Genomic DNA, 25,769 nt, shown 5'->3' with positions numbered 1-25,769 from the left:
GTTAAATTAGCACTGATTACACCGGTACTTCGGCGCTAATTTAAATCAATGTATCGCACCAGCATAATTAAACAAGGTGACAATCCGAACAGCCCGGCTCAACGCATTAAACTGCTTTTAGAACTTCTGACCCGTTATTTTTTCATAGGCTTCGATGTATTTTGCCTCGGTCTTCCTGATTACTTCTTCGGGGAGGGCCGGTGCGGGAGGCTGTTTATCCCAGGTCAGGCTCTCAAGGTATTCTCTGAGATACTGTTTGTCAAAGCTCTTTTGCGCCCTTCCCGGCTGGTATTCGTCCATAGCCCAGAACCTTGAGGAGTCAGGCGTAAACATTTCGTCTCCAACTACAAGCTCTCCGTCGGACATACCAAATTCAAACTTTGTATCGGCAAGTATCAAGCCCACACTTTCAGCATGTTTGCTGGCCTTCTTGTAAAGGTTGATGCTGGCGGTCTTCAATTTATCAGCCAACTCCGAACCGATTTTTTCACAGAGCACCTCATAGGATACATTTATATCATGTCCCTCCGATTCCTTGGTGGACGGCGTGAAGATGGGTTCAGGCAGCCTGTCGCCCTGCCTGAGACCGGCAGGAAGCTTGATCCCGCATATTGAACCGGTCTGCTGGTATTCCTTGAGGCCCGAGCCTTCAAGATAACCTCTTACAATACATTCGGCAGGCACCATTTCTATTTTCTTTACCAGCATTGATCTGCCTTCCAGCTCTTCTCTGAATTGAGAAAGTCCGGCCGGATATTTACTTACATCTGTGGTTATTACATGGTTTCCTATGACATCTTTTGTATAGTCAAACCAAAAAGCTGATATGCTGTTAAGAACCTTTCCCTTATTGGGAATCAATTCGGAAAAGACAACATCAAATGCCGATATCCTGTCAGTTACAACAATAAGCAGTTCATTTCCAAGATCATAAACGTTTCTCACTTTGCCTTTGATGAATAAAGGCAATTTAATAAAATCAGTGTTGTTGATAAGCATGGTATCCTCCAAATCCCTATAGCGGCTTCTGCCCTATTGCTTTATATTTATCATTCCCTGGTAAAATTTATATACAGGAGTGACTAAAAATTCCCGTACAAATATCCAGAACAAATATTTGGGTTAATTATTAATCATCCCTGGAAATCAGGTTTAAAGAGTACCTTTTGTGGACATAACTCCAACTATTCTGGTATCAATTTTTGTGGCTTCATCCAACGCTCTTCCGAAAGCTTTGAACATTGCTTCTATTATGTGGTGGCAGTTGCTGCCATGCAGCAGCTTTATATGAAGGGTTATTCCGGCATTAAAAGCCACCGCCCTGAAAAATTCCTCCACCAGCTGAGTATCCATCTGCCCTACCATCTGTTGAGTCATGCATGCATCAAATACCAGGAAAGGCCTGTCGCTTAAATCAAGAGAAACCTGTACCAGAGCTTCATCCATGGGCACAAATACCGTACCGTATCTCTTTATGGATTTCTTGTCTCCCAGCGCCTGTCTTATTGCAAGACCCAAAGCAATACCGGTATCCTCCACCGTGTGGTGGGCATCCACATGCAGGTCACCGTTTACTTCGAAAGAAGCATCAATGAGACCGTGCTTTGCAAGCAGCACAAGCATATGGTCAAAAAATCCTATTCCCGTGTTGACAGTGCAGTCCCCCTTGCCGTCAATATTGATTTTAAGATTTATCTGGGTTTCTTTTGTATTTCTGATAACCGAACCTTCTCTCAAAAGGTATCCCCCCGTTCATCATTATCCGCGGTTCGAAATGGCAGTTAAAATTCCGAACTTTTTTTGATAATTTGAATTTAATGTTCGTCATTTATTATAACAGATAGTATTTAGTTCATCAAGCAGTACGGTATTTTGTTGACGTGTGCCTACACTGATTCTCAGGCAGTTTTCCAGCAGCGGTGAAGCTCCGAATATTCTCAGAAAAATACCTTTTTCACATAATTTCTTATATACTTCCCTGCAGTTATCAACTCTGACCAGGATGAAATTTGCATATGAATTGTATACATCAATACCCTGTATTTTAGTCAGTTCTTTTGAAAGCCATTCTCTTTCGTTTACAAGATAGGATATATTTTGAGCTATCTCGGCCTTCTCCTCCAAAACCAGCAGGGCGGCATGTTGGGACAGACTGCTGATGTTATATGGTGCTCTGGCAAGATTTACGGCATTTGTCAGGCCGGATCCGGCTATTGAATATCCGCACCTGATACCGGCCAAACCGAAGGCTTTTGAAAAGGTTTTTAAAACAATGAGATTCTCGTACTCAGCAGTATCTGGAATTACAGTGTCATCGCAAAATTCAGCATATGCTTCGTCAACTATGACAACGGCATTCTTACAATATCCGGCCACCTCAAGAACATCTCCCCTTGGCATCAAATTTCCGGTGGGGTTATTGGGATTGCAGATATATACCAGCTTGGGCTTCTCTTTGTCATAAGCCTCCAATATAGTCTGTTTGGAATATTCAAACCTGTTTTCGGGCTGGAGAATATATTTTACAGGCGTTCCTCCCGCTATTATGCAGGAATCGGCATACATGCCGAAGGACGGCGCAGGATACAGCACTCTGTCCCCGGGGCCTACAAACACATTTGCAAGGATCTGAATCAATTGATCCGAGCCGGTGCCCACAATTATGTTTCTGTAATCAACCTTCCAGTGCTCCGAAAGGGCTTTTCTCAATTTTACCGAATCGGTGTCGGGATACAGGTTAAGTCCGGGATTGTTCAGGATGAACTCCGACAATTTCTGCCGGGCTTTCAATGGCATATTAAATGGGCTTTCATTGGCATCAAGCTTTATTTTGTATGGCTGCTGGTTTGCATCATACGGTATGAAGGACCGTATCTCAGGCCTTATTAATTCTTCAATCATATTGACCTCCGTGAGCATTGTTCTATTTTCCGGCAAATCTGACCCTTATGGCATTGGCATGGGCATCCAGATGTTCGGCCTCCGCAAATCTTATTATATCCTGGCTGGTTCTCTCCAGAGCACCTCTGTTATAGTAGATCAAACTGGACTTTTTGATAAATTGATCCACATTGACCGGTGATGAAAACCTTGCTGTCCCGCTGGTGGGAAGAACATGGCTGGGGCCGGCCATATAGTCTCCCAGAGGTTCGGGAGAATAATTGCCTACAAATATTGCACCGGCATTCCTTATCCGGCCTATCAGACTCATAGGTTCCTCGACACAGATTTCAAGGTGCTCGGGCGCTATGTTGTTCGACACCTCAATAGCCTCTTCAATATTTTCAACCAGCACTGCAAAGCCGAAATCCTGCAAGGATTTTTCAGTAATTGAACTCCTGCTCAGTACGGAAAGCTGCTCTTTTATCTGCACGGCAACCTGGTCTATGAGCTTGGGATCATCTGTAACAAGGACCGATGAGGCCAATTTATCGTGCTCTGCCTGTGAAAGCAGGTCAGCTGCCACATATTCCGGCTTTGCGGTCGAATCGGCAATAACCAGAATTTCACTGGGTCCTGCAAACATATCTATGTCACAATCCCCATATATCAGTCTCTTGGCAGTGGAAACATACACATTTCCCGGACCGCATATTTTGTCAACCGCAGGAATTGATTCAGTCCCGTAAGCCATGGCACCCACAGCCTGGGCGCCGCCCACCCGGAATACCTGATCTATGCCTGCTTCCCTTGCGGCAACAAGTATGGCAGGATTTACACTCCCATCCCTTGAGGGCGGCGTGCACATAATTATCCTGGAAACACCTGCAACCTTTGCGGGAACAGCTGTCATAAGCACCGAGGAAATCAAGGGTGCCGTCCCCCCCGGAACATACAGCCCCACTTTTTCCAGAGGCCTTACCAGCTGGCCTAATACAGTTCCGTCCTCCTTCGGAGTGATCCAGCTGTTTTGCAGCTGCTTTTCATGGAAACTCCAGATATTCTGTTTTGATCTTTTTATAGTTTCCAGCAATTCCGGTTCTATTTCACTGTAAGCTGCCAGTATTTCCTTTTCGGATACTTCGGCAGGCCCTATCTCAGCATTGTCAAATATTCTGGTATACTCCCTCAAAGCCTTGTCTCCGTTTACCCGGACATTTTCAAGGATATCGGAAACCACTTTTATTATGCTGGCACCATCCCTGGATTTTGTCCTCTGCGCCAGCTTTTTATATAGCTCTTGAGCCCTTATGCCATCTTCATCTTTTGTCAGATCCAATATGTTTATCATACTCTGCCTGCCTCCTTCAATACGCTGCTGCTTCACTCGCCGGTCCAGAACAGGCATCTGCATGCAGACTTTCCTGTTCTTTGCTTTCTTCACTCTTTAGCGTCTGAGCAAAAGCTGGGCACGTATCCCATCTATGATTTTTTGTATTCTCTCATTTTCCATTTTCATACTCACTCTGTTTACCACCATTCTCGCACTGATATCGGCTATGGTGTCAAGGACTACAAGGCCGTTTTCCTTCAGTGTCCTTCCGCTTTCCACCAGATCCACTATCACCTCGGACAGGCCCACCAAAGGGGCAAGCTCCACAGAACCGTTCAGTTTGATTATCTCAACACTTTCCCTTCTTGTCCTCTCAAAATAATTTCTGGCTATGTTGGGGTACTTTGTGCCCACCCTTCTGATTGTGAGTTCATCTATTTTTCCCTGCAGGTCGGCCGGTCCCGCCAAAGCCATTTTGCAGGCTGCAAAGCCCAGATCCAGAACTTCGTACAGATTCCTGCCCTCCTCAAGGAGGGTATCCTTCCCCACAATGCCTATGTCTGCCGCACCGTATTCCACATATGTAGGAACGTCAGCCGGCTTGGCCAGAAAGAATTTAATCCTGTTCTTCTCATCCGATAAAATGAGCTTTCTGGTAGATGATTTTAATTCCGAACAATCTATTCCGATGGCTTCGAACAATTCAACCGACATTTCGGTGAGCCTTCCCTTTGAAAGTGCAATTGTTAAATACCTCATATTCCCTCCGCTGACCCGCTTTTTAATGTTTCTGCCTTCACTTCTCACCCATTTAACATGGTTTCAATACTGGTTTCACTGACAGTATCGTTTACCAGATCGTGAACCTTGATCCTGCCGCCGTCATCAATGAAAACAATCCCGCCTATCTGCTTTGCGCGGGCATATTCCAGGCCTTTCTCAATGCTTCCGGTCACCATCATGGTTTCAATGTTCATTTTCTGTTTTCTGAGAGTCTCGGCTATTTCAATGGCACTCTTTCTGTTTGTTTTCTTATAGCAGATCAGTGAATCCACACCCGGTCCGTCTTTTGACATGAGCGTTTTGCCGAGTGCCATCATCAGCATATTGATTCCGATTGAGAAGCCGATTGCCGGGCAGTCCTTTCCAAATGTTGATGTAAGGCTGTCATACCTGCCCCCTGAAAGTATGGGAAAACCCACTCCATAGGTAAAGCCTCTGAATATGATTCCCGTGTCATAATCAGGGCCCTTCAACATGCCCAGATCAATTGACAGGTACTTTGTCAGGCCGTAATCTCCCAGGATATTTATGACTTCTTCTATGTTCTCCAGGGCAGCCCGGCTTCTTTCATTTTTTGTTATCTTTTTAAGTTTTTCTATGAGATCCAGTGAGCCAAACAAGCCTGGAAGCTTTAAAATCAGTTCCTTTAATTCCTTTGATATATTATGACGGTTTACGAGCTCTTCGACACCCACATAATCTTTCCTGTCAATCAGCCTGGATATTCCGGCAATGTCCTTTTCCGAAAAACCGGCCTCTTCGGCCAGTCCCTTAAAAAAATCAACCTGCCCTATATCTATTTGAAAATCCTCCAGCCCTGCTGCTTTCAAAGTATTTATTGCAACAGCAATGATTTCGGCATCGCTTTCGCAGGAGGAATCTCCAAGCAATTCAACTCCCACCTGGGTAAATTCGTTTTGCCGCCCTCCTCCAATCTCGTTGAACCTGAATACATTACCTATATACGAATATTTTATGGGAAGCTGGACATCTTTGTTTTTAGTGGCGGTAATTCTGGCAACCGGAACGGTTATATCAGGCCTCAAAACAAGTATGCGCCCCTTGGGATCTAAAAATTTGACCATTGCCTCCTGAGGAAAGGACTCGATATCTGAAGAAAACACATCATAAAACTCAATTGTAGGAGTCTCTATCTCATAAAAGCCATAGGACCTGAAAGTCTTCCGTATTCGGCTTTCCAATTCTCTTTTGGCATAGCACTCATCAAACAGGATATCCTGATAGCCATCGGGGGTATAAATTTTCCACTTTGACATAATTACCTCTCATTAAATAAAATTTGGTTTATGTGCAATATCGGCATTACATAATCATTTATTGGTTAAAAATAAAATTTTACTTTATCTATCTAAAGTGCTAAATTGATAAATCAATAAATTATATTTATTATATTTTATTTTATCATATCAGTCAATAAGAATTAAATAATTCTGGCTTTTCCACCAATAAAAACACCCTGTAAAGTATACAGGGCCTCTATCCCATATCACCTTACAGGGTACTTTTTTACAGCTTTCTCATCTTATATTAGCCTGTATGTCTTTCATTTATGCATTATCCGCCCCATACCCTCCACTCCAGGATTCCGGTGGAGGTTGATGCTTTTGCTGTCATTTCAACGCGTATCCGGCTGGTTTCAACAGGATCAAAAACAGTGGTGTTATACTGATCGGCAAGTACTCCGGGGGTGCCGGAATTTCTAACATTAACCCAGCCGGTGCCATCCCAGTATTTTATTGTACAGGAAGCCGGCACATCTATACCGCCCCCGTCTGCAATATCGCTGAACCAGTAAATATCACATTTCGATATTGTATACGCCTTATCAAAATCGTATTGTACCCACTGGGTAGTTCCGGGGTTGTCCCAATTGCCGTAAACAAGATGAGTCCTGTCATTTGAGCCGGCAGGATCATAACCGTCATTCAGAGCATTGACACTCTCCCAGCTTGAACAGAAGGAGGCTGAAGGTGTTGCATTTGCAGCAATGTTGGTTTCATTTGTCTCTCCGCTGCTGCCTGCTGCCAGTGATCTGACTTCTGCCTGGCTCAGTGCCCTATTATATATTTTGAAATCATCCACCATTCCGTTCAGATAGCTGTCACCCGACCATTGTGATCTTCCGATGTAGTTCTGGTTTGTATCTCCAAGGCCTGCCGGATTTATATTCATTGCTGCGTTCCTTGCCACTTCCGAGCCGTCAATATACAGGATGCCCGTATTTCCTGACAGAGTCACAGCAATATGCTTCCAGGTACCGGCAGGTAAAGGTAATCCCGATGCGTAATTCAATTGACTTTCACTGCCATTGCCTGCAGTGGTTATTGCGAATCTAAGTCCTGAACCTCCTGCACTTGCGGTCAGGAACATATAATTTGTAGTTCCGGTTCCGAAGTCAAAAATTCTGGCCCAATCGGTAATCGAATTGACTTTAACCCAGGCTGCTGCCGTAAAATCGGTGAGATTGGAGACAACTCCGTTGGGAAGACTCACATACTGATTGTTTCCGTTGAGGTTCAAGGCATTCCCATTCTTTCCGGCAGCAAAACCGGCACCGCCGTTAAGGGTTCCGTTCCTCTGGAAGCCGGAAGAATCATATGCAGTGGAACCCGAGGTTTCATTGAAGGTAAGGTTTGTCACACAGCCGTCTGCAGGTGCTGCCGTCACAGTAACTGTTACCAGGGAAGAGCTTGACAGCGCTCCGTCGCTGGCCGTCAGCTTGAATGTGTAGGTTCCCGGTGCTGAAACCGTAGCTGTGGTCTTCAGGCCGGCCGCATTTGAAAAGCTTGCCGAGCCGGCTCCGCTCTCCAGACTCCAGTTCGTGGTCAACACTCCATTGGGCAGCCCGTCATCGGAAGCCGTACCGTTCAGCGTGACAACCGGCATTACAAAGGTTGCAGCCGGGCCGGCATTTACAACCGGAGCAGTATTTGCCCCCGGTGTTCCAATTGATATTTTTATATCATAGTTTGCAGCTGTTCCGACACTTATACTGGCAATTGCTTTTTTGCCGGCTGAAACTGTCAAGGTTCCGGATTTCACATTGTTTATGAGTATATCATAGGTTCCGGCCAATAAGCCTGTAACGCTCAGTTTTGTGGTATGTGCCGCTGAAGTGTACTGATTTTTCAGATTCAGCTGCACATAATTCTTTGCTTTTGATACCGTGACTGATGTATACTGATCCCTGTCGAGCTCCAGATATAACTTTTCAGTTATAAGGTTCAGCCTCTTCATCAACCCGTCCTTTGGTATTATTGTATAGTTGGAGCCACTCAGTGTTACGTCGCAGCCGTATCCATACAAACCGAACACCGGATCGACCGCAACATCGGAGCTCAGTATCTTTAATGCTCCGAATAAACCGAGATCAGCTTCGCCGGCCATATCTCTCCAGCCGTTGACCAGGGTTCCGTTACCAACTCCCTGACCTCCTAGATTTCCTTTTTCAGCCTGATAGGTCCAGGAAACAGCTCCGAGATTTAAAGGATCGGAACTTATCTGTCCCGAGTTGATACACGACAGGTTGGCCAGTTTTGCTGCAAATGCCATTCTGGCATCCATTTCGGGAGTTGTTGAATTATACCTCATCCAATCATCCATACAGTATCCTGCAAGGGATGTCGTATATTGGAAGTTCCACCAGTTCTCTCCGCAATTTGTGACGGGATCGGCGTAATAGTACCAGACAGGCTGATTACCCCGGCAGGCTCTGGTCTTAAGATTGATTTTATTCATCATATTGGTGTTGTTATTGGTCTTGGCCAGAGTATATACTGCTTCTTCTCCCGTATTGTCATAGCTGTATTCCGATCCATACGGGTAGGTGGTGTTCCTGAAATTATTATATTTGGTGGTCATATACCCGGACAAAGTGTTTGCCTCTGAGGTATAGCCCTCATCCCTCAGAGCCTGAATGATTTCAGGAGTGGTCAATTCCCCCATCAATCCGGTATTCCAGTTATAGGAGACACCTGAGCCGTATAAAGCCTTGAATATGTTATAACACCTTAAGAGGTAGGTATTTCTTGAATTATTGTAAGTAATGAGCTCCGGATACTGCTTTGCAATCTTGTACATGCTGAAGTAGGTGTTGTAAATATGGGGGTATGCATAACCTCTGTATGTCGGAGTTGTATTTTCCCCGTACATCAGAAAGTCATGTATGAGATAGTCCGAATGATGGCCGTTCATCAGGTTTGTCCATATGGCTGTTTCAAGATAGTCATCTACAGCATCAACTTCTGATGCGACAGGATTCAAAACATTCTTCTCAGCCAGAAACTGTCCGTGGGTCAACCCCCAATCGTCTCCCCAGCCCCAATAACCTGCAAAATTATTTCTCTTTGCTTTTGTGTTCAGCATCCAGTCGTCAAATACCTTGTTCCTTATGTCACTGGTATTCCACTGTGTGTTCTGGACCATGTGGGTGGCGTGCCTCTGCAGGGCAGTGTCCACAGGCTCTATGGCATAGAACTGGAGTACCGTCTTCTCACCATTCCCGTAATTCACGGTTATGTTGTTGGGACCCAGCTGGCTGAGTGTCAACGAATAGATTCTGTGATTGGTTCCCACTGTGTTGAGGTAGGTCATGGCCGCACCCGCCGGAAGATTTATGGAATTTATGGTTTTAGAGGTATGCAGGTCGACCTTCGCCGTCATATTTGTGGCAAATATCATACCCGGAACCACATTGACATCTATAAGGCCTTCGGTATAGAGCCTTTCCTTCATTGCGGCCTCGTCACTTACCTTGAAGAATTTGAAGCTATAGGTTTTGCTTTGATTTGGAGAAAGTACGAGACTGGTATTGGGAAGATATCCGCGGTTTGTACTTTTTATGACATTCGAGTGAATATAAAATACATTGAGTCCGTTTTGCCAGCCTGACTGGTCCTGACACCAGGCAGCCTCTTCGGAGGAACGCTCTTGCGTTCTCCAGTGATCCTGATATTCAAAGCCGGCTCCCGTTGAGGCATCGGGAACCATCAGCAAAAATGGACCCAATCCGCTTGGTCTGGTCGCATAGACATATGATGAATTATTCCCCGTAAAAGAATGGTCAACTGCTCTTGTTTCATATATTGCGTCTCCGCCGGTCCAGAATTCATTAAAGGGGAGCGGAAGTCCGAAATCACCTATTTCAAGCGTTTGCGAGCTTGTATTTGTAACGTTTATGGACCACAGGAGATAATCATTCACCAGTGAATAGGTCTCAACAACCTTGAAATTCTTTATGCCGCTGGCATTTCCGGAATTCTGATAGGTTACCGTTACGGTGTTTCCGCTTTGACTCTGAGACCTGACATCGGCCGACTTGTTGGTGGTTGCCGTTGTCCAGGCGCCGCTACCCAGCCTGTATTTAAACATAAGTTCACCGAACCACTGGTGTCCGGCTGTGTTCTGTTTCGGTGCATTAACTGTATTCATAACATAATTTGTTGGAAATGTGTCGCCTGTCAGTTTTAATGAAGATATCTCACCGTAGGAACCTGTTTCAACCTGAAAATAATTGTTGGATAGGCTGTATGCATATGATTCTGCCGGAAATACAAAGAGTGACAATAACAGGATAAAACCTGCCACCCCCAAAAACAGAAGTGCTTTTGATGCTTTGGTATTACTGCCCATTTCTAATTCGCTCCTTTCAACTCTAATATAAAGCATTTTTCAGGTATCGATTTGCGAAATTTAGAATATATGTACTTGCTTCACCTCCAATCGCCGTTTCATGTGTAAATTATTGCATAGGTTTGTCCTATTGCCTGCTTTCCTTAATCATATCATGCCATTTATTACATATTATTCCAATTTTTTAATGGTTTACTTAAAAAAATTAAACTGCCGGTATAAATACCGACAGTTATAAATATAAATTACTATTCTTCAAGTTTTTCTTCCACTTCTTTTTCTTTCTTTTCATTTATTTTTTCCACAATGCCCGGAACCAAATCCAACAGCTTATCCAGTCCTCCTGATTTCTTTATGGGAAGCAATTCAACCCTGTCTCCCTGGAGTACCAGAACTGCTGTGGGGGCTATCTTCGCTCCTGTTCCGCCGCCTCCGCCGATACCTCCGTTACCTCTTTCATCGGTGCCGTTTCCTCCTCCGGTTCCCAGACCAAAGGTCAGGTTGATAAACGGTACGATTGTAGTTTCGCCTATTTTAATGGGCTCGCCTACTACGGTTTTAGTCTTTAAAAAATTCTCCAGCTTGTCAAAAATAGTTCCTATGTTCTCTTTAAAATCAAAGTCTGCCATGTTTTCAATCTCCTTTTTATTTTAATATTTAAATTTTTAAGCCAGATGCTTCTTACCGGCCGGGCCAGTACAAATTCCATCACAACCAGTAATAGATAGAATAACTGTATGCTGCCTCCGGTGCTCAGGCTTCCTTTTATTTCTTCATCCTCAAAATCAGGCTGCAGATGAATATCATATTTATCTAAAATTGCACTCCATATCCCCTGTATGCCGCACAGCAGACCTGTGTACATGGGGTCTTCAAATCCGGCTCTGGCCTTAAGCACGAATCTTCTCGGTTTGCAATGATTTAGTAATTTAAGAATACATTGAAATCCTTTTTCCATTACCTCATAATTTAAATAGCTGTAAGGATTTTTATTTTTGGACTTTTTCCCGTTCTCTTGCTCCTTATCCTTATTTTCATCTGTATCTTTTTTACCTGGGCCTTTTTCAATGCTTTTATGAATTCCCAGGATTCTGATATTTGAGGAAAGCTTCCCGGAGTTGTAATAAATATTGAATCTAATGCCTCCGAAAAGCCAGGCAACCGATACCTTGAACCACTCCTTTTCCATTTTTTCACCGGTAAAATAATATTGGAACGGGATTAATAAAATCACCAGAAGTACCGCCAGCAATATTGACAATACATATATAAATAAATACCCCAAAACGGTTAGTACCAGCATATTACCTCCTCTTAACAGCTGAATTCACCTGGCTGTCAGCATTCTTTCAACTCCCTTTTTTACTCCCTTTCCTACCCCTTTTGCAAGACTCCTGGAAGCCTTTTTTATGACCTCCGGAGTTCTCCTGGCCCCGGGAAGATAGTCCAGAAACCTCGTTGATCCTTTTAAATTGCCAACTTGCAAATCAACCAGCTTTCTGGCAGTGCTTTTTTCTTCTTTCCCCAAAACCCTGTCAATCAGGGTTCCAGCCATTTCATCCAATTCCTGCGGATATTCCACCCTGTAATTGCTCTTGTTCCCAAGCTCCCAAAACATAAGCTTGAGTTCGGATAATTCTCTTCTGCAGTCCTTGCAGGTATTTAAATGAGCTTCTACAAAAAGCTTTTCAATGGGATCGATGGTTCCTTCCAGATAATCCTGGAGCAAAGCTCCATCCATTTTTCCGCACTTTATGGAGATGTTATTTTCACTGTTAAGATTCAGGATTGATTTTTCCTTCATGCCAGCCTCCTGCTTTAAGTTTCTGCCTGATATATTTATGTTATGCACCTGCTAAACCTCCCAAATGCCCTGTTTCATCAAATTATCCTTGATTGCTGCTCTTCCGTTATGTATCAGCGTTTTTACAGTGCCCGGAGGAACCTTCATTGTCCCGGCTATTTCCTCATACTTCATCTGCTTCATATGCCTTAGCAGCACGGCAATTCTTTGTTTCTCCGGGAGTTTGCTTATAGCCTCCTCCAGCGCCTTCTTTGTGTCCCTGCAAAATATGGAGGCTTCGGTGTACTCATTTGAGCTGATAATATTCTGAAGCTCGTCTCCGCCTTCGGTGGTTTCATTTAAAGAAATACTTTCCTTACGGCTTCTTAAAAAATTCAGGCACTTGTTCACAGTTATTTTCTTTATCCAGGGAAGGATCGAATATTGTTCCTTAAAGCTCCCAAAGGCTTTAAATACCGACATAAATACTTCCTGCGTTATATCCAGAGCATCTTCCCTGTTTCCTGAATAGTGATAGGCAATTGAATAGACATACTTTTTGTATCTTTCATATACAAGTTCCAGACCTCTTCGGTTATTCTTTTCATATTCCCTAAATATACTTAAATCCGAAACCTCCAATTACCTTATCCCACCTTTTTCTTGTGCCTTGTACATATATACACGCAAAAACAAAAAAAGTTTTAGAAAATCTAAAACTTTTTTAAAAAAATCAACTTGTATATTAATAAAATTTATTAATTTCAAACTATACTATTTTAAACGTGATATTATGAGCACCTTCCAGAGGAACGAGCTTTGAGCCCATGGAATTGGCTTCAAAGGCTGCACCTTTTAAATCACAGATATGATTTATATTTCTCATTATTATGCTGTAATTCTTTAAACCGCTGACAGCCACCGATACCTGATCTCCATTCCTGAGAACCTGAACAGTCCCCTTTGGTTTTCCCTTAACTGAATAAATGGTTGCAGAAGCAGGTTCATTTTCCCTCGGTTCAAAAACATGAAGAACCGTCCCGTCCAGATAATCATAATCGGGGACATTTTCATTATTTCCTGCGGCAATTATTGAATTGGGTCTTGCCATAAGGGGCAGACTCATAAAATCATGCTTTTCATACTGCCATGTACCGCCTGTCACCTGTTGGTTTGTTATAAAATTGGTCCAGCTTCCGCCGGGAAGGTAATAATCCACCCTGCCTTCCGGATTGAAAACAGGAGCGACCAGCAGGGAATCCCCCAGCATATACTGGGTGTCCAGATAGTCGCAGGCCCTGTCCCTGTCAAACTCAAGAATCATGGGACGCATTGCAGGTATGCCGGTCTCTGCGGTATTGCAGGCTGTGCTGAACAAATAGGGCATAATCGAGCATTTAAGCTTGCTGAAATATCTCACTACATCAACCGCTTCTCCATCAAACAACCAGGGCACCCTGTATGAGCTGCTGCCGTGAAGTCTGCTGTGAGTTGACAATAAACCGAAGGCCGACCACCTTTTATACAGATCAGGGGATGCAGTATTTTCAAAACCGCTGATATCATGGCTCCAGAAACCGAAACCCGACATGCACAGTGACAGTCCCCCTCTGAGGCTTTCACCCATGGACTCATACCTGGATACACAGTCACCGCCCCAATGTACGGGGAATTTCTGTGATCCGGCTGTTGCACTTCTGCCAAATAATACTGCCTCCTCCTTTCCCAATCTTTTGACAAGTACCTCGTACACTGCCCTGTTATATAAGTAAGTGTAGAAATTGTGCATTTTCACAGGGTCAGCACCATTATGATATACCACATCGGTTGGTATCCTCTCTCCGAAATCGGTTTTGAAGCAGTCAACCCCCATATCAATGAGCGCTTCCAGTTTATCCCCATACCATTTACATGCGGCCGGGTTTGTAAAGTCAACAATCCCCATGCCGGGCTGCCATAAATCCCACTGCCAGGCCTCTCCGTCCTCCAGCTTCAGCAGATAACCGTTTTCCACAGCTTCTTCAAACAGCCGGGATTTCTGTGATATATACGGATTTATCCACACACATATTTTTAAGCCTTTTTCCTTTAACCTTTTCAGCATATTCCTTGGATCAGGAAATACCTCCCTGTCCCATTCAAAATTGCACCATTCGTATTCCTTCATCCAGAAACAGTCAAAATGGAACACTCTTAAGGGGATATCCCTCTGGGCCATGCCGTCCACAAAGGCTGAAACCGTATCCTCATCATAATTTGTTGTAAAGGATGTCGTCAGCCACAGGCCGAAGGACCATGCAGGCGGTAACGCCGGTCTGCCTGTCATTGCGGTATAGTTATGTATGACCTCCTTCAGGTCACTTCCCCCTATTACGAAATAATCCAGCTTTTCGCCGGGAACACTGAACTGCGTTCTTGATACAGCTTCCGATGCCACTTCAAAAGACACTTTTTCCGGATGGTTTACAAATACACCGTAACCTCTGTTGGTGATATAGAAGGGGATATTCTTATAGGACTGTTCCGATGAAGTTCCTCCGTCCTCATTCCATATGTCGATGCTCTGTCCGTTTTTGACAAAAGCCGAGAATCTCTCTCCAAGGCCGTAGACACATTCACCAATGGACAGATCCAGCTGTTCGCGCATATAAGCACCGCTGTTTTCAGTTGTGATATAGCCCATCTGACCTGTGCCGCTCCTGGTCAGGAGTCTGTCCTCATAATAAAAGCTTATGGAAAAATCCTTTTTATTCACCCGTACCGAAGTTTTTCCGCTTTTTAAAACCAACTGGCCTTCTTCATCCAAAATCTCCGGCACAAAACCTTTACTGTAATTGAGCTCAAACTCAGGCTGCTTTATTATTTTCTTTATAAAATGCCTGGAAACGACCCTGATTATGTCACTGCTGGGCGAACTTATTTCAATGGTCAGCATGGGGCCCTGCAAGGTCTGTCCGCGGTTTGAAATCCTTGTCACCGGAGCATACAGTATTATTGATTTTTCATTTGTAACGAAATCCCTTACTTCTGCCGGTGAATAAATGCTTACCCCTTTCTTCTTAAGCCAAAATCCGTCTGTAAACTTCATTAATATCCCTCCGCCCTATTAATTTAACACATTGTGTTAATTAATTTAAATTTTGCTTTACCTGTGTATTTTTTTATATTAACTGGTGACTTCCGTACTAACTTCATAAAATAAGAGCGCACCCAAAACAAAAATTTCAACTAGCACAACAGGTAAATTTAAATATAGTTTATCTCGTTGAGCCGGTTAACTTGTCGCTCAACTTTCCAGCGGCACAGTTTATGCTGATTATGCAGGTAGCGAGTACAACTTCAAGCTATGGATTAGCACGGTAAAAGTTAATTCATAATAAATTTATTCTATCATGCGAGATAATTTTCTTTCCCTCATTCGTAAACACGATTTTACAAGGGTTATTATATCAGGAGCGGCAGCAGCTCCACCGCTCCTTTTTTAAGACATAATCATGAACACCGGCTGCCTTCCGGCTTGCACCTTGGGCTATATCCTTTTTAGATTTGCCATTGAGGCCATCAGCCTTTTCATGCCGGCTCCTTCAAATTGGATTTCCAGCATCTGATCTCCCCTGTCATCTGTCACCTTGGTTATTGTGCCTTTTCCGAACTTCTTATGCTCCACTTCTTCCCCGACACTGTAGTCGGCAGTACCCGCTGCTGTGAAGTCCGGCACCGGAGCTCTCCCAGCTCCGGCACTATTCCCCGGCATGCCGCTTGCCGGAGGAGTATTCCTGCCGGCGGGGGCACCGCCTGAAGCCCCATTTCCGCCGAATCCCCTCGATATGAGGTTTGAGTTGAGCAAATCCTTCAGAGAACCTGTTCCGGCTGTCACAGACTTAACTGTGGAATCTTTGGAGCTTCCGCGGGTTTGAGCAGAACTCCAACTTTGATTTGAACTCCAGGTTTGAGCTTTACTCCAACCTACGGTTTCCTGTGGCTTCTGCGCGGAACTTTTGGAAGGACCGAAAGGAAACTCTATCAACTCCTCTGGAATTTCCGATAAAAACCTGGATGGTTTGTTATAGCTGGAGTTTCCAAATAGAGTCCTGAAACGGGCGTTGGATAAATAAAGTTTTTCTCTGGCACGCGTTATGCCCACATAACAAAGCCTTCTCTCCTCTTCCAGCTGTTCCGGGCCTTCTGTTATAGCTCTGTAGCCGGGGAAAACGCCCTCCTCCATACCCGGAATGAAGACAACAGGGAATTCCAGTCCCTTGGCGCTGTGCATTGTCATCAATACGACGTAATCCTGTTCCTCTTCAAGGTTGTCCAGGTCCGATACAAGTGAGATATGCGCCAGGAATTCTTCCAGGCTGTTGTCTTCGCTCTGCTTTTCAAACTCCATTGCAACAGATTTCAATTCCTTTATATTTTCAATTCTGGACTGGGCTTCAACAGTATTTTCTATCTCATATTCCCTGAGAATGCCGGTGTCGTCCACAACCATTTCAAGCAAGTCGGCAATCCCCATGTTTTCCTTCATGGTTCTGAGTTTCATTATCATGGCGGAGAAACTGTTGAGTTTATTTGCCGCTCTTTTCAGGGCCGGCCATTCATCGGCATTTGATACTATTGAAAATATGGAGACTCCGCTCTCAAGTGCAAGATCTTCTGCAAGATCAACAGTTGCATCACCGATGCCCCGCTTCGGAACATTTATGACCCTTTTCAAACTGACATTATCAGTTGGGTTTTGAATCAATCTAAGGTATGCGATTATGTCCTTGATTTCTTTTCTGTCATAGAACTTCTGACCTCCTACGATTTTATAGGGAAGCCCCTCACGCATAAACATTTCTTCCAGTACACGGGACTGGGCATTTATCCTGTATAATACCGCAAAGTCCTTGAACTTCCGGTCATCCTCACTTATAAGCCTCTGAATTTCCCTGGCAGTATAAAGAGCCTCCTCATGTTCATTGTCGTTTTCACACATGACTATTTTGCTGCCGCCCTTGTTGTCGGTCCAGAGACTTTTGCTCTTTCTGCCGGTGTTATTCCTGATAACATGGTTTGCAGCATCCAATATATGCTGTGTCGACCTGTAATTCTGCTCAAGCTTTACTGTCCTGCAACCCTTAAAGTCCTTTTCAAAATCCAGGATGTTCCTGATATTTGCGCCTCTCCAGCCATAGATGGACTGGTCGTCGTCGCCAACGACGCAAAGGTTTCCATGGGCCTCGGACAAATTCCTCACCAGAGTATACTGTGCCGTATTTGTATCCTGGTACTCATCCACCAGGATATACCTGAATTTTCTCTGGTAGTAGTTCAGAACCTCGGGATTCTGTTGGAACAACCTGATAGTGTTCATTATGATATCATCAAAATCCAGTGCATTGTTGTTTTTCAGTTTTTTCTGGTACAGGCTGTACATCTTCGAAATTTTACCCATGCGGAAATCCGAAGCATACAGCTTTTCAAAATGCGCGGCATCAATAAGCTCATCCTTCTGCTTGCCTATTGCTTCAAGCACCGATTTTGGAGGGAAATTCTTTTCATTTATATTCAGCTCTTTGATGCATTCTTTTATCACTACCTGCTGATCCTGCGTATCATAAATAACAAAGCTTTTGTCATAGCCCAGCTTGTCTATATCTCTTCTCAATATTCTTATGCATATGGAGTGGAAGGTCCCTACCCACATGTCGTTGCTCAGGTCTCCGATGAGATTGTCTATTCTCTCTCTCATCTCCCTTGCAGCCTTGTTTGTAAAGGTAATTGCCAGTATATTCGAAGGGAAAACCCCTTGTTCCCTGATAAGGTATGCTATTCTGTTTGTCAGTACCCTGGTTTTACCCGAACCAGCGCCCGCCAGGATCAAAAGCGGTCCTTCGTTGTGAAGCACAGCATCCTTTTGTTCCTTATTCAACCCGTTCAATAAATCCATTTTTTCCTCCGTAATTTAAACCAAAGTTAAAAGGCGTGCCGCAAAGCCAACACAATTTAAATATATGTGAAACCTTTAACACCCCTTTTTAATTATATTTCATATGCCGTTTTATATCAAGGCAGCCGGTTTTTACCGGCTAAATTCCCGTTTAACCGCTTCCAGGGTATCTTCAAGAGTATCTTCAATGGAATTGTTTGAACAGTCCAGCTTGATGCCGGCGTATTTCTCATAAAGAGGAACCCTCTCCCTGTATATGTCTTCAAGAGTTTGCCCCTTGCTCAGAACCACTCCCCTGGTCTTTAAATTTCTCAGCCTGGTATATACCGTCTCCATGGCAATATGGAGGTATATTACGAGACCGTTCCGCTTTAGATGCTCCATTGCCCTTCCGCTGTATACGACACTTCCGCCGGTGGCTATGACCGTATTGCTGCAGTCCATGGACAGGATGGCCTCCTCCTCCATTTCCAGGAATGACTCGGTGCCTTCGGTGTCCAGTATTTCCTGGAGAAGCTTGCCCTGCCGGGTTTGTATCAATACATCGGTATCTATGAAATTCATTCCGAGATTTTTTGCTATGATTACGCCAACCGTGCTTTTTCCCGCACTTGGCATCCCGATCAATACGATATTTCTCACTTGTAAATCCTTTCTGTACATATTACTTATTCCTGAAGAAATCCGATCTGATGGCCATATCTGCATATTCAAGACCTTTTAACACCTCGGCCTTCTTTGTCTCCCCTATACTACCTCGGAATTCTCCGTTGGAAAGGAGAACATAATCCTCCCTGGTATTTAGAAGGTTTCTTCCAAACACTGTTGATTCATACTCGCTTTCGTCAATTCCAAACAGGTACAGCAATGTGGGCATAAGATCTATCTGACCGCCGTTGGTATGGATTGTCCGGGCTTTCTGGCCTTTGCTGTAAATGATCAGGGGAATTCTCTTGTCATTGTCCAGCCACCAGGCCTGAGAAGGCTTTATACTCTGAATTTCATCATCGAAATATTTATGGACCGAGTCATGATCCCCGTATATTACCAGTACGGTGTTATCCAGCACCCCTGATTTATCAAGTTCATCAATGAAGGTCCCAATACAGCCGTCGGTATAGTTTATACTTTGGAAATAACCGCCCAGTTTGGTTTCTCCCAGTGTTTGATCCAATTTTAACTTCCGGTGCCAGACAGGCATTTCAAAGGGTGAATGGCTGGATAGGGTAACCATGAAGTTATAAAACGGTGTTTTCTGACTGATTACGGTATCCTTGACCTGCCTGAGAAAGGATCCGTCACTCAGTCCAAGGAAGATAATCTCATCCATTTTAAAGCTCCTGGCGTCGATGCACTCCTGAAAACCCATATTGCCCAGGGCTTTCATCCAATTCCAGTATTCGCCGTTGTCAGGATGGATGGCCTTTGTATTATAGCCGTGCCTTCCCATTATGGCAGGCAGTGAATTGTAGCTGGTATATGGAAATCTGAAGAAGGTGCTTCCCTTTCTGACCGGAAATACCGATGTATTTGTCATTAAATCGGCATCCGAGCTGGTTCCCTCATTCACCTGTGCATAATAGTTGTCAAAGTAAATGCTGTTGGGCAGCAGTTTATTGAGTGAAGGAGTTATTTCCTGCCCGTCCACCGACTGTCCCACAACGAAGTTTTCCAGGGATTCCACCTGCAGAACCAGCAGGTTCTTTCCTTTATAAATGCCCTTGTAAGCGTTGGGCGGGAGTTTTTCGTTTTTTTGATTTATCCATGCCTGGATTTCATTCCTGTTTTTTATTGACAGCCTGTACGGCTTAAAATCCGAGAAAAAAACATAGCAGTCATAAACATGATATCCCATTGGTGATGTATTGCAGATTGTCTGAGCAGGATTCCAATGGGTATAAAAAATGTAGTTATTTTTGTTATGGCCGTATACATCAATAATTATATGGCTTGCAGCAAGATATCCGGCAGATAGTATAATAACTGCGAAGAATGCAGTTAATCTGGCTTTAAGACTGGTAAACAGCGGTGAGTCATAGTACACCAAATTTCTTGATATGATCAGCAAAACAGCAATAATCGGAATATCAAAAAAGAAAGCTATGTCACAGGGTCTGAACATGGCAAAGATGCTGTCCCAGAGATTATTAAGATTCCCGGTCTGCCTTAGCAGCTGGGTTGAGAGAAAATTGCCGCTGGCCCTTAAATATACCGCATCAAAGGCAAACAGAAAGGACACAAAAAGATTGAGTATCAGCAAGAGCCAAAGTCTTCCCCTGTTCTTTGCCAGGAAGCTGAAGGCCGTAACTATCAGTAAAAATGCTGCGCATACCGGCATATACGTAATATTCTTAATTCCACGGGACATGTCGATCAGAGACTGGTTATGGCTGTAAACAAAACCCATAAGAATGATGGATTTGATAAGCAGCATACCGAATGTCAAAAACAATAACCACTCCTGGGCAAGGTATCCAAGGAATCCATCCCCCCGTTTAGTGCCTCTTCTATGAGCTACGGTAATACCATAAGAAGTTTTAGCCATCATATTTTATTTTCTCCCATAGAAATACAAAATAAAATCAAATTCGTAGTAATTATATTACTTTAGGAGACAAAAAGTCAATTCATGAATTATCTCACTATTCCCTCAGCATTGCAGCTCCCACTATGCCTGCGTCATTTCCCATTTCGGCCGCCTTCAGCCCGGCAATTTTAATATTATGAGCAGGTGCAAAGGTATTTTCCTTCAGATATTTTCTCAGGGGTTCCAGCAGAAATTCCCCTTCCTTGCAGACTCCGCCTCCTATAACAATAATCTCGGGCTGGAAACTGTTGACTATATTGGCCAAACCCTCTCCTATATAACGGATATAGGTGTCAACCACCGCAACTGCTGTTTTATCACCCTGTTTTGCGGCATCAAAAGCCGTTTTGGCATCTATTTTATCAAGGTCACCGTCAACAAGTCTGTTTATAAGCGAATCAGGGTGCTTTTCTGCCGCCTCTCTGGTCTGGCGTATACATGCGGTAGCTGAGGCATAGCTTTCCCAGCAGCCCTTTCTGCCGCAGTTGCACGGTTCTCCATCCATTTTAAGCACCATGTGCCCCAGTTCGGCAGCAGCGTTGTTGAAGCCGCTGAAGATCTTTCCGTCTATGATTATTCCGCTTCCGATGCCTGTACCGATGGTTACTGTTACAGAAGTCTTATATCCCTTTGCCGCCCCGGCCACACTCTCTGCGTACGCGGCAATATTGGCGTCATTGTTGACGTATACAGGCAGGGCTATATATTTTCCAAGTTCCTCTCTCAAAGATACATCCCTGAGCTTTATGTTACTGGCATATACTATTTTTCCCTCTTTGCAGTCGGGAACTCCGGGGCTGCCCACACCGATACTTTTAAAATCGGTGACTTCAAGTCCCTGTCCCTTTATCAGCTCCAGTATCAGGGCAGCCATATCCTTGATTATCTCCTGATATTCCCTGCCTCTTCCGGTCGGGACCGAGCCTTTGGAAAATATCTTTCCATTCTCGTCTACCAGGCCTGCCGCAATATTTGTACCGCCCAAATCCACTCCAATATAGTACATTTTAAACCTCCTGGAAAGGTCAATTGTATCGACCTGTAAATTCATTAAATATTACTATTATATATTTTTAAGGGCTCCGCTGTATTTATACTATTCTATTATAAATTTATATTTTTCCGGCATATTCAATGGTTATTGATGTAATAATGTAATGCCTCAAAGGCTTCCGACTCATCGGCCCGGCTTTGTATTATTTATTAAAAGCCCCTTTTTCCCGTAATTATCTACAGAAAAAAGGAGCTTTTTCATTTAAGGTAAGGAATAATCCTGACAATTCTTAAAATTCAGGTTCAATCAACCCGTAATTGCCGTCTTTACGCTTATACACAACATTTACCTGTTTTGTGTCGGCATTGAAGAACATAAAGAACTCATGGCCCAGCAGGTTCATCTGGAGTACCGCCTCTTCAACATCCATGGGTTTGACGGCAAATCTCTTTGATCTCACAATTTTAAATTCCTTTTCTTCAGGAACATCTTCTGCAAATTTTGCATTTTCAAATGAAAAATACTGTTCATGGAGTCTTCTTTCAAGTCTGGTTCTATTTTTTCTGATTTGTCTTTCAAGAAGATCCACTGTTTTATCTATTGAATTATACATATCGTCGTTTGACTCTTCGGCTCTCAATACAATCCCGTTGAACGGTATTGTGACCTCCACTATCTGCCTTGCCTTTTGAACACTCAAAGTAACATGCGCTTCTGTTTCCTTGGTAAAAAATTTATCAAGCTTGTTAATTTTCTTGGTTACTCTCTCCCTTAGACCTTCGGTAACCTCGATATTTTTTCCTGTAATAATTATTTTCATAAATAACAGCCCCTCTCTGAGTTTTTTGTGCAATTAAATCTTTGAGTTTTTTTACAGTGGTACTTGTTATGAAATAGTACTTCTACACCACCCGGACAAAATCCTTCAAAATATTGCAATCATTTTAGTGTTATTTTAATGTTAAATTTTCAATAACTCTAAATATTGAATTCACAATAATTGCATGAGTTATACACATATCTTCAACAAAACACCTGTTTTGTGTATAGTTTTCTGTGGATAATGTGAATAACCCTGTTTATAACTGCTCCTTTAAGGAATTTGGCCTGTGGATATACTATATTGATAATTAATACCCCATTTTTGATATTGTTACCAAAATTTTGCCTGTTTATTTCAGTTACTTATTATTGTTCATAATGAATTATATGTGTTTTCAAATTTCTACAGAACTCAGAGTAATATGTTAAATCCCAAATTCAATTTCTATAAACGCAGAAGGCATATGAAAATTATCCTGCCCTGTGGGAGAAAGGGCGGAATACCGTATTGGGCCGTTGACTTCCCTGTCTATCCTGTACAGGTTGAAAAGCCATGTATCATATGGATTTGGCGGGATACTCCCGGCTGTTGCAAATTCAGTAAAGGGGATTGCCATTTCTACAAAAAAAGTCTTGTTTATCTCATCAATTATCACAGCCGATTGTATTACCTGTTCTGTTCTTGCGAATGCCACAATTCTTCGGCCGGGATTATTGTGTATGCTGTAATGTAAAACTGCATTGAGCGGATTGATCTCAATTTCAATATATGTTTTTTTGTCCCTGTCATCGTCTATAAATATTTCTACTACGTCTTCATTATAAAGCTTGTCATTGAATTCCGTTAAAGTGGCATTTATGGTTTCATACTGGCACCGGAAGCCTGCATAAAGAAATCTGTCATTCCACATAAGCCTGACAAAGGTATCTCTCGGCGGAGCTTTGCCGGTGGAATTATCTCTGAGGCTTACCTCAACAGCATTGCCCCATACCGGCTTGTGAAGCCTTCCGTCAATCTCTAGATATTCATTGGTCCTTTTGCATATATATTTCAATTTTTTCTCCTTTAACCGAGCAGAAGCCGTCCCGGATAAACCTCATATCCGGACCAGCCCTTTTCAGTAATTAATATTTATAACTCTTATTTTAAATTAAATATTAATACCCTCTATTGACATTGTATAACACGCCTCACGCCGGCTATTTTGCCGCTTTTCTTTGTCGTCGTCCTTGCCTTGCGTCACAGCAAGGCTGCGTCCATCCTCCTCGAAAATTGCCAAAATATCTCAGCGGGAGGTCGGTGATTTTTGAGTGAGATAATTGGGCTTGCGGCAAGGCAAAGGCGTGCAGTAAGGCTTTGTGCCTTGCAAGCGGCTTCAACGCAGCCGCAGGGCAAATTAACCACTCAAAAACGTATTGTACATTGCTAATAGAGGGTAAAAAAGAAGAATTTTTTATTTATCATCGAGAATTTGCTGAACTGCTTCATCCATCTTCTTCAAACCTTCATCAACTGAAACCTTGTTTTTCATAATATATTCGGATATTTCACCGATTTTGGTATTGGCATCTCCCGCTCTTACTGTCTGCCACAGAGGACAAGGATTTTGAAGCGCATCCAGATAAACCTGCTTTGTATTCTTTGGTCCGAATTTTGCAGTCAGGAACAATTCCTTATTGATGGAATCTATAGGAGACAGGCCCGCACCACTTGAAACTACCGACTTGTAATTCTCTTCACTGGCTATGAACTTTGTAAATTCCCAGGCTGCAGGAATATTCTTTGACGAAGGTGATATACATATGCCCTTGGATTGAACAGGGTTGAAGTTTTTGCCTGTGGTGCCCTTCGGCATCTGCATTACGTCATAGTTTATGTTGATTCCCTTTGATTCGTCGGCATATCCGTAAAGCAGGTAGGATGCCAGAGGATATATGGCACATTTGCCCTGGGCAAATATATCAGTCCATGCAGGAACGGTATCGAAATCCGGAGCTACGTGGTATTTCCATATCGCATCATACAAATACTGGAATGTCCTTTTGGAGGAATCACCCAATAAATTGGATTTTGATCCGTCAAGGGATACAAGTCCTTCACCGTATGAATTGGCAATGGGATCTACAAAGCCGTCTATCCAGGTGGAATAGTTAGCCAATCCCCACTGCACGATATTTTTTGAATCAAAAGCCGGATCTTCGGCATTCTTTCCGTTTTTGTCCAATGTCAGTTTCTTTGCCATTGCCATTATATCATCCCAGGTAGCATCTGCCGCCGGTGCCGATAAACCTGCTTTTTCAAACATATCGGTGTTGTAGGCCAGTATTATTGTGTTAATATCCTGTGGAAGTCCGTAAACCTTGCCATTATAGGATGAAAGGTCAAGAGCCGACTTATAGTATTTGTTCAAGTCAAAATTATCTTTACCGGCCAATTCACCCACATCCACCAGATATCCTTTATTGGCATAGTCGGCAAGATACAGGGTTGTTGACATTGCGAACACATCAGGTGCACTTCCTGCCGCACTCTGGGTGGCAAGCTTTGTCCAATAGTTTCCCCAATCTGCAAAATCCAGGTTAACCTTTATACCAGGGTTCTTTGCGGTAAAGCTGTCTATTTGAGTTTGAATTGCCTTTGCCTGATCGGCATTTCCCCAGAAATTATACTTGATTTCACCTGTAACCGGTGCTTTTGCAGAATCACCGCCTGAAGTTGTTGAAGCCGCATTTGTCCCTGCCGCAGCGGAGGTTCCGGAATCTGAAGTCTGGCTGCTGCCGCAGGCTGCAAACAGAACAGTTAACATTGTCAAACAAAGTACCAATGATATAATTTTAAATCTTTTAAGATTTTTCATTTAAAAATCCCCCTTAATTATAAACTCTTCGACATTTAACAATCTTTCTTTCCCTGCTTAAATGCATTGTTGAAAGTTACCCTTTTTTATATTTTCCATGTCAATCGTTCCAGCACCACCGCCTTTTCCAGGTAAACTATTG

The 25,769-nt window shown here is 43.3% G+C and carries 20 protein-coding genes; 1 reads left to right on the top strand and 19 read right to left on the bottom strand.

The genetic code is table 11. The annotated features are described in order from the left end of the window. Window positions 1-117: 117 nt before the first annotated feature. The 18 genes from T344_RS0114720 to T344_RS0114635 form a co-directional block, all read right to left on the bottom strand. Window positions 118-999: a phosphoribosylaminoimidazolesuccinocarboxamide synthase gene (locus tag T344_RS0114720; RefSeq protein WP_027629350.1), complete on the bottom strand. Its 882-nt coding sequence runs from the start codon at window positions 997-999 to the stop codon at window positions 118-120. 153 nt (window positions 1,000-1,152) lie between these two features. Then, complete coding sequence (gene hisB / locus T344_RS0114715; RefSeq protein WP_004627259.1) at window positions 1,153-1,737, bottom strand: imidazoleglycerol-phosphate dehydratase HisB; 585 nt, start codon at window positions 1,735-1,737, stop codon at window positions 1,153-1,155. 87 nt (window positions 1,738-1,824) lie between these two features. Next, entirely contained in the window at window positions 1,825-2,901 is a 1,077-nt protein-coding gene (gene hisC, locus T344_RS0114710; protein ID WP_027629349.1) for a histidinol-phosphate transaminase, read from the bottom strand. Window positions 2,902-2,923: 22 nt separating this feature from the next. Further along, window positions 2,924-4,231, bottom strand: coding sequence for a histidinol dehydrogenase (gene hisD, locus T344_RS0114705; protein ID WP_027629348.1), 1,308 nt, complete (start codon window positions 4,229-4,231; stop codon window positions 2,924-2,926). 96 nt (window positions 4,232-4,327) lie between these two features. Beyond that, a complete protein-coding gene (gene hisG, locus T344_RS0114700; RefSeq protein ID WP_027629347.1) occupies window positions 4,328-4,972 on the bottom strand; it encodes an ATP phosphoribosyltransferase in 645 nt (214 codons plus the stop codon). Between the two features lie 44 nt (window positions 4,973-5,016). Further along, window positions 5,017-6,273, bottom strand: a complete 1,257-nt coding sequence (gene hisZ / locus T344_RS0114695; RefSeq protein ID WP_027629346.1) for an ATP phosphoribosyltransferase regulatory subunit — start codon at window positions 6,271-6,273, stop codon at window positions 5,017-5,019. 298 nt (window positions 6,274-6,571) lie between these two features. Then, a complete protein-coding gene (locus tag T344_RS0114690) occupies window positions 6,572-10,648 on the bottom strand; it encodes a DUF5695 domain-containing protein (protein ID WP_027629345.1) in 4,077 nt (1,358 codons plus the stop codon). Between the two features lie 248 nt (window positions 10,649-10,896). Next, window positions 10,897-11,277, bottom strand: coding sequence for a GerW family sporulation protein (locus T344_RS0114685; protein ID WP_004627323.1), 381 nt, complete (start codon window positions 11,275-11,277; stop codon window positions 10,897-10,899). Next, window positions 11,247-11,951: a DUF2953 domain-containing protein gene (locus T344_RS0114680; RefSeq protein WP_027629344.1), complete on the bottom strand. Its 705-nt coding sequence runs from the start codon at window positions 11,949-11,951 to the stop codon at window positions 11,247-11,249. The genes T344_RS0114685 and T344_RS0114680 overlap by 31 nt, the downstream gene beginning before the upstream one ends. Before the next feature lie 24 nt (window positions 11,952-11,975). Further along, window positions 11,976-12,452 (bottom strand): anti-sigma factor family protein, encoded by a 477-nt coding sequence (locus T344_RS0114675; protein ID WP_051571906.1) that lies wholly within the window; start codon window positions 12,450-12,452, stop codon window positions 11,976-11,978. A 51-nt stretch (window positions 12,453-12,503) separates the two neighbouring features. After that, complete coding sequence (locus tag T344_RS0114670; RefSeq protein WP_027629342.1) at window positions 12,504-13,073, bottom strand: RNA polymerase sigma factor; 570 nt, start codon at window positions 13,071-13,073, stop codon at window positions 12,504-12,506. Between the two features lie 127 nt (window positions 13,074-13,200). Then, the gene (gene yicI / locus T344_RS0114665; RefSeq protein ID WP_027629341.1) at window positions 13,201-15,519 is read right to left on the bottom strand and encodes an alpha-xylosidase; all 2,319 of its coding nucleotides are present in this window, start codon (window positions 15,517-15,519) and stop codon (window positions 13,201-13,203) included. A 441-nt stretch (window positions 15,520-15,960) separates the two neighbouring features. Beyond that, window positions 15,961-18,366 carry a DNA helicase PcrA gene (gene pcrA / locus T344_RS0114660; RefSeq protein WP_027629340.1) on the bottom strand — a complete coding sequence of 802 codons (2,406 nt, stop codon included), beginning with the start codon at window positions 18,364-18,366 and terminating at the stop codon, window positions 15,961-15,963. A gap of 132 nt (window positions 18,367-18,498) precedes the next feature. After that, the gene (locus T344_RS0114655; RefSeq protein ID WP_242842089.1) at window positions 18,499-19,029 is read right to left on the bottom strand and encodes a shikimate kinase; all 531 of its coding nucleotides are present in this window, start codon (window positions 19,027-19,029) and stop codon (window positions 18,499-18,501) included. Window position 19,030: 1 nt separating this feature from the next. After that, the gene (locus tag T344_RS0114650) at window positions 19,031-20,914 is read right to left on the bottom strand and encodes an LTA synthase family protein (RefSeq protein ID WP_027629338.1); all 1,884 of its coding nucleotides are present in this window, start codon (window positions 20,912-20,914) and stop codon (window positions 19,031-19,033) included. Window positions 20,915-21,008: 94 nt separating this feature from the next. Beyond that, on the bottom strand, window positions 21,009-21,959 hold the full coding sequence (locus T344_RS0114645; RefSeq protein ID WP_027629337.1) for an ROK family protein: 951 nt from the start codon (window positions 21,957-21,959) through the stop codon (window positions 21,009-21,011). Window positions 21,960-22,236: 277 nt separating this feature from the next. Further along, complete coding sequence (hpf, locus tag T344_RS0114640; RefSeq protein ID WP_027629336.1) at window positions 22,237-22,767, bottom strand: ribosome hibernation-promoting factor, HPF/YfiA family; 531 nt, start codon at window positions 22,765-22,767, stop codon at window positions 22,237-22,239. Between the two features lie 427 nt (window positions 22,768-23,194). Further along, complete coding sequence (locus T344_RS0114635; RefSeq protein ID WP_027629335.1) at window positions 23,195-23,824, bottom strand: carbohydrate-binding family 9-like protein; 630 nt, start codon at window positions 23,822-23,824, stop codon at window positions 23,195-23,197. A gap of 252 nt (window positions 23,825-24,076) precedes the next feature. On the opposite strand from T344_RS0114635, the gene T344_RS31750 reads away from it, so the two are divergent. Then, complete coding sequence (locus tag T344_RS31750) at window positions 24,077-24,199, top strand: hypothetical protein (RefSeq protein WP_278246159.1); 123 nt, start codon at window positions 24,077-24,079, stop codon at window positions 24,197-24,199. A gap of 24 nt (window positions 24,200-24,223) precedes the next feature. Here the strand turns inward: T344_RS31750 and T344_RS0114630 are convergent, their stop codons facing one another. Next, window positions 24,224-25,627, bottom strand: a complete 1,404-nt coding sequence (locus tag T344_RS0114630) for an ABC transporter substrate-binding protein (RefSeq protein WP_027629334.1) — start codon at window positions 25,625-25,627, stop codon at window positions 24,224-24,226. Window positions 25,628-25,769: the final 142 nt, after the last annotated feature.

Origin of the sequence: Ruminiclostridium cellobioparum DSM 1351 = ATCC 15832 (assembly GCF_000621505.1) — a bacterium.
GTDB classification, from domain to species: Bacteria; Bacillota; Clostridia; order Acetivibrionales; family DSM-1351; genus Ruminiclostridium; species Ruminiclostridium cellobioparum.
Note: the sequence above shows the minus strand (reverse complement) of the source record. Positions and strands in the feature narration are given on the sequence as shown.

Coding starts and splice junctions, on each gene's coding strand:
- T344_RS0114630 (WP_027629334.1), bottom strand. CDS start 25,627: ATGAAAAATCTTAAAAGATTTAAAATTATATCATTGGTACTTTGTTTG.
- T344_RS0114655 (WP_242842089.1), bottom strand. CDS start 19,029: ATGTACAGAAAGGATTTACAAGTGAGAAATATCGTATTGATCGGGATG.
- yicI (WP_027629341.1), bottom strand. CDS start 15,519: ATGAAGTTTACAGACGGATTTTGGCTTAAGAAGAAAGGGGTAAGCATT.
- T344_RS0114650 (WP_027629338.1), bottom strand. CDS start 20,914: ATGATGGCTAAAACTTCTTATGGTATTACCGTAGCTCATAGAAGAGGC.
- T344_RS0114675 (WP_051571906.1), bottom strand. CDS start 12,452: ATGAAGGAAAAATCAATCCTGAATCTTAACAGTGAAAATAACATCTCC.
- pcrA (WP_027629340.1), bottom strand. CDS start 18,366: ATGGATTTATTGAACGGGTTGAATAAGGAACAAAAGGATGCTGTGCTT.
- hpf (WP_027629336.1), bottom strand. CDS start 22,767: ATGAAAATAATTATTACAGGAAAAAATATCGAGGTTACCGAAGGTCTA.
- T344_RS0114680 (WP_027629344.1), bottom strand. CDS start 11,951: ATGCTGGTACTAACCGTTTTGGGGTATTTATTTATATATGTATTGTCA.
- T344_RS0114685 (WP_004627323.1), bottom strand. CDS start 11,277: ATGGCAGACTTTGATTTTAAAGAGAACATAGGAACTATTTTTGACAAG.
- hisD (WP_027629348.1), bottom strand. CDS start 4,231: ATGATAAACATATTGGATCTGACAAAAGATGAAGATGGCATAAGGGCT.
- T344_RS0114645 (WP_027629337.1), bottom strand. CDS start 21,959: ATGTACTATATTGGAGTGGATTTGGGCGGTACAAATATTGCGGCAGGC.
- hisZ (WP_027629346.1), bottom strand. CDS start 6,273: ATGTCAAAGTGGAAAATTTATACCCCCGATGGCTATCAGGATATCCTG.
- T344_RS0114690 (WP_027629345.1), bottom strand. CDS start 10,648: ATGGGCAGTAATACCAAAGCATCAAAAGCACTTCTGTTTTTGGGGGTG.
- hisC (WP_027629349.1), bottom strand. CDS start 2,901: ATGATTGAAGAATTAATAAGGCCTGAGATACGGTCCTTCATACCGTAT.
- hisG (WP_027629347.1), bottom strand. CDS start 4,972: ATGAGGTATTTAACAATTGCACTTTCAAAGGGAAGGCTCACCGAAATG.
- T344_RS0114720 (WP_027629350.1), bottom strand. CDS start 999: ATGCTTATCAACAACACTGATTTTATTAAATTGCCTTTATTCATCAAA.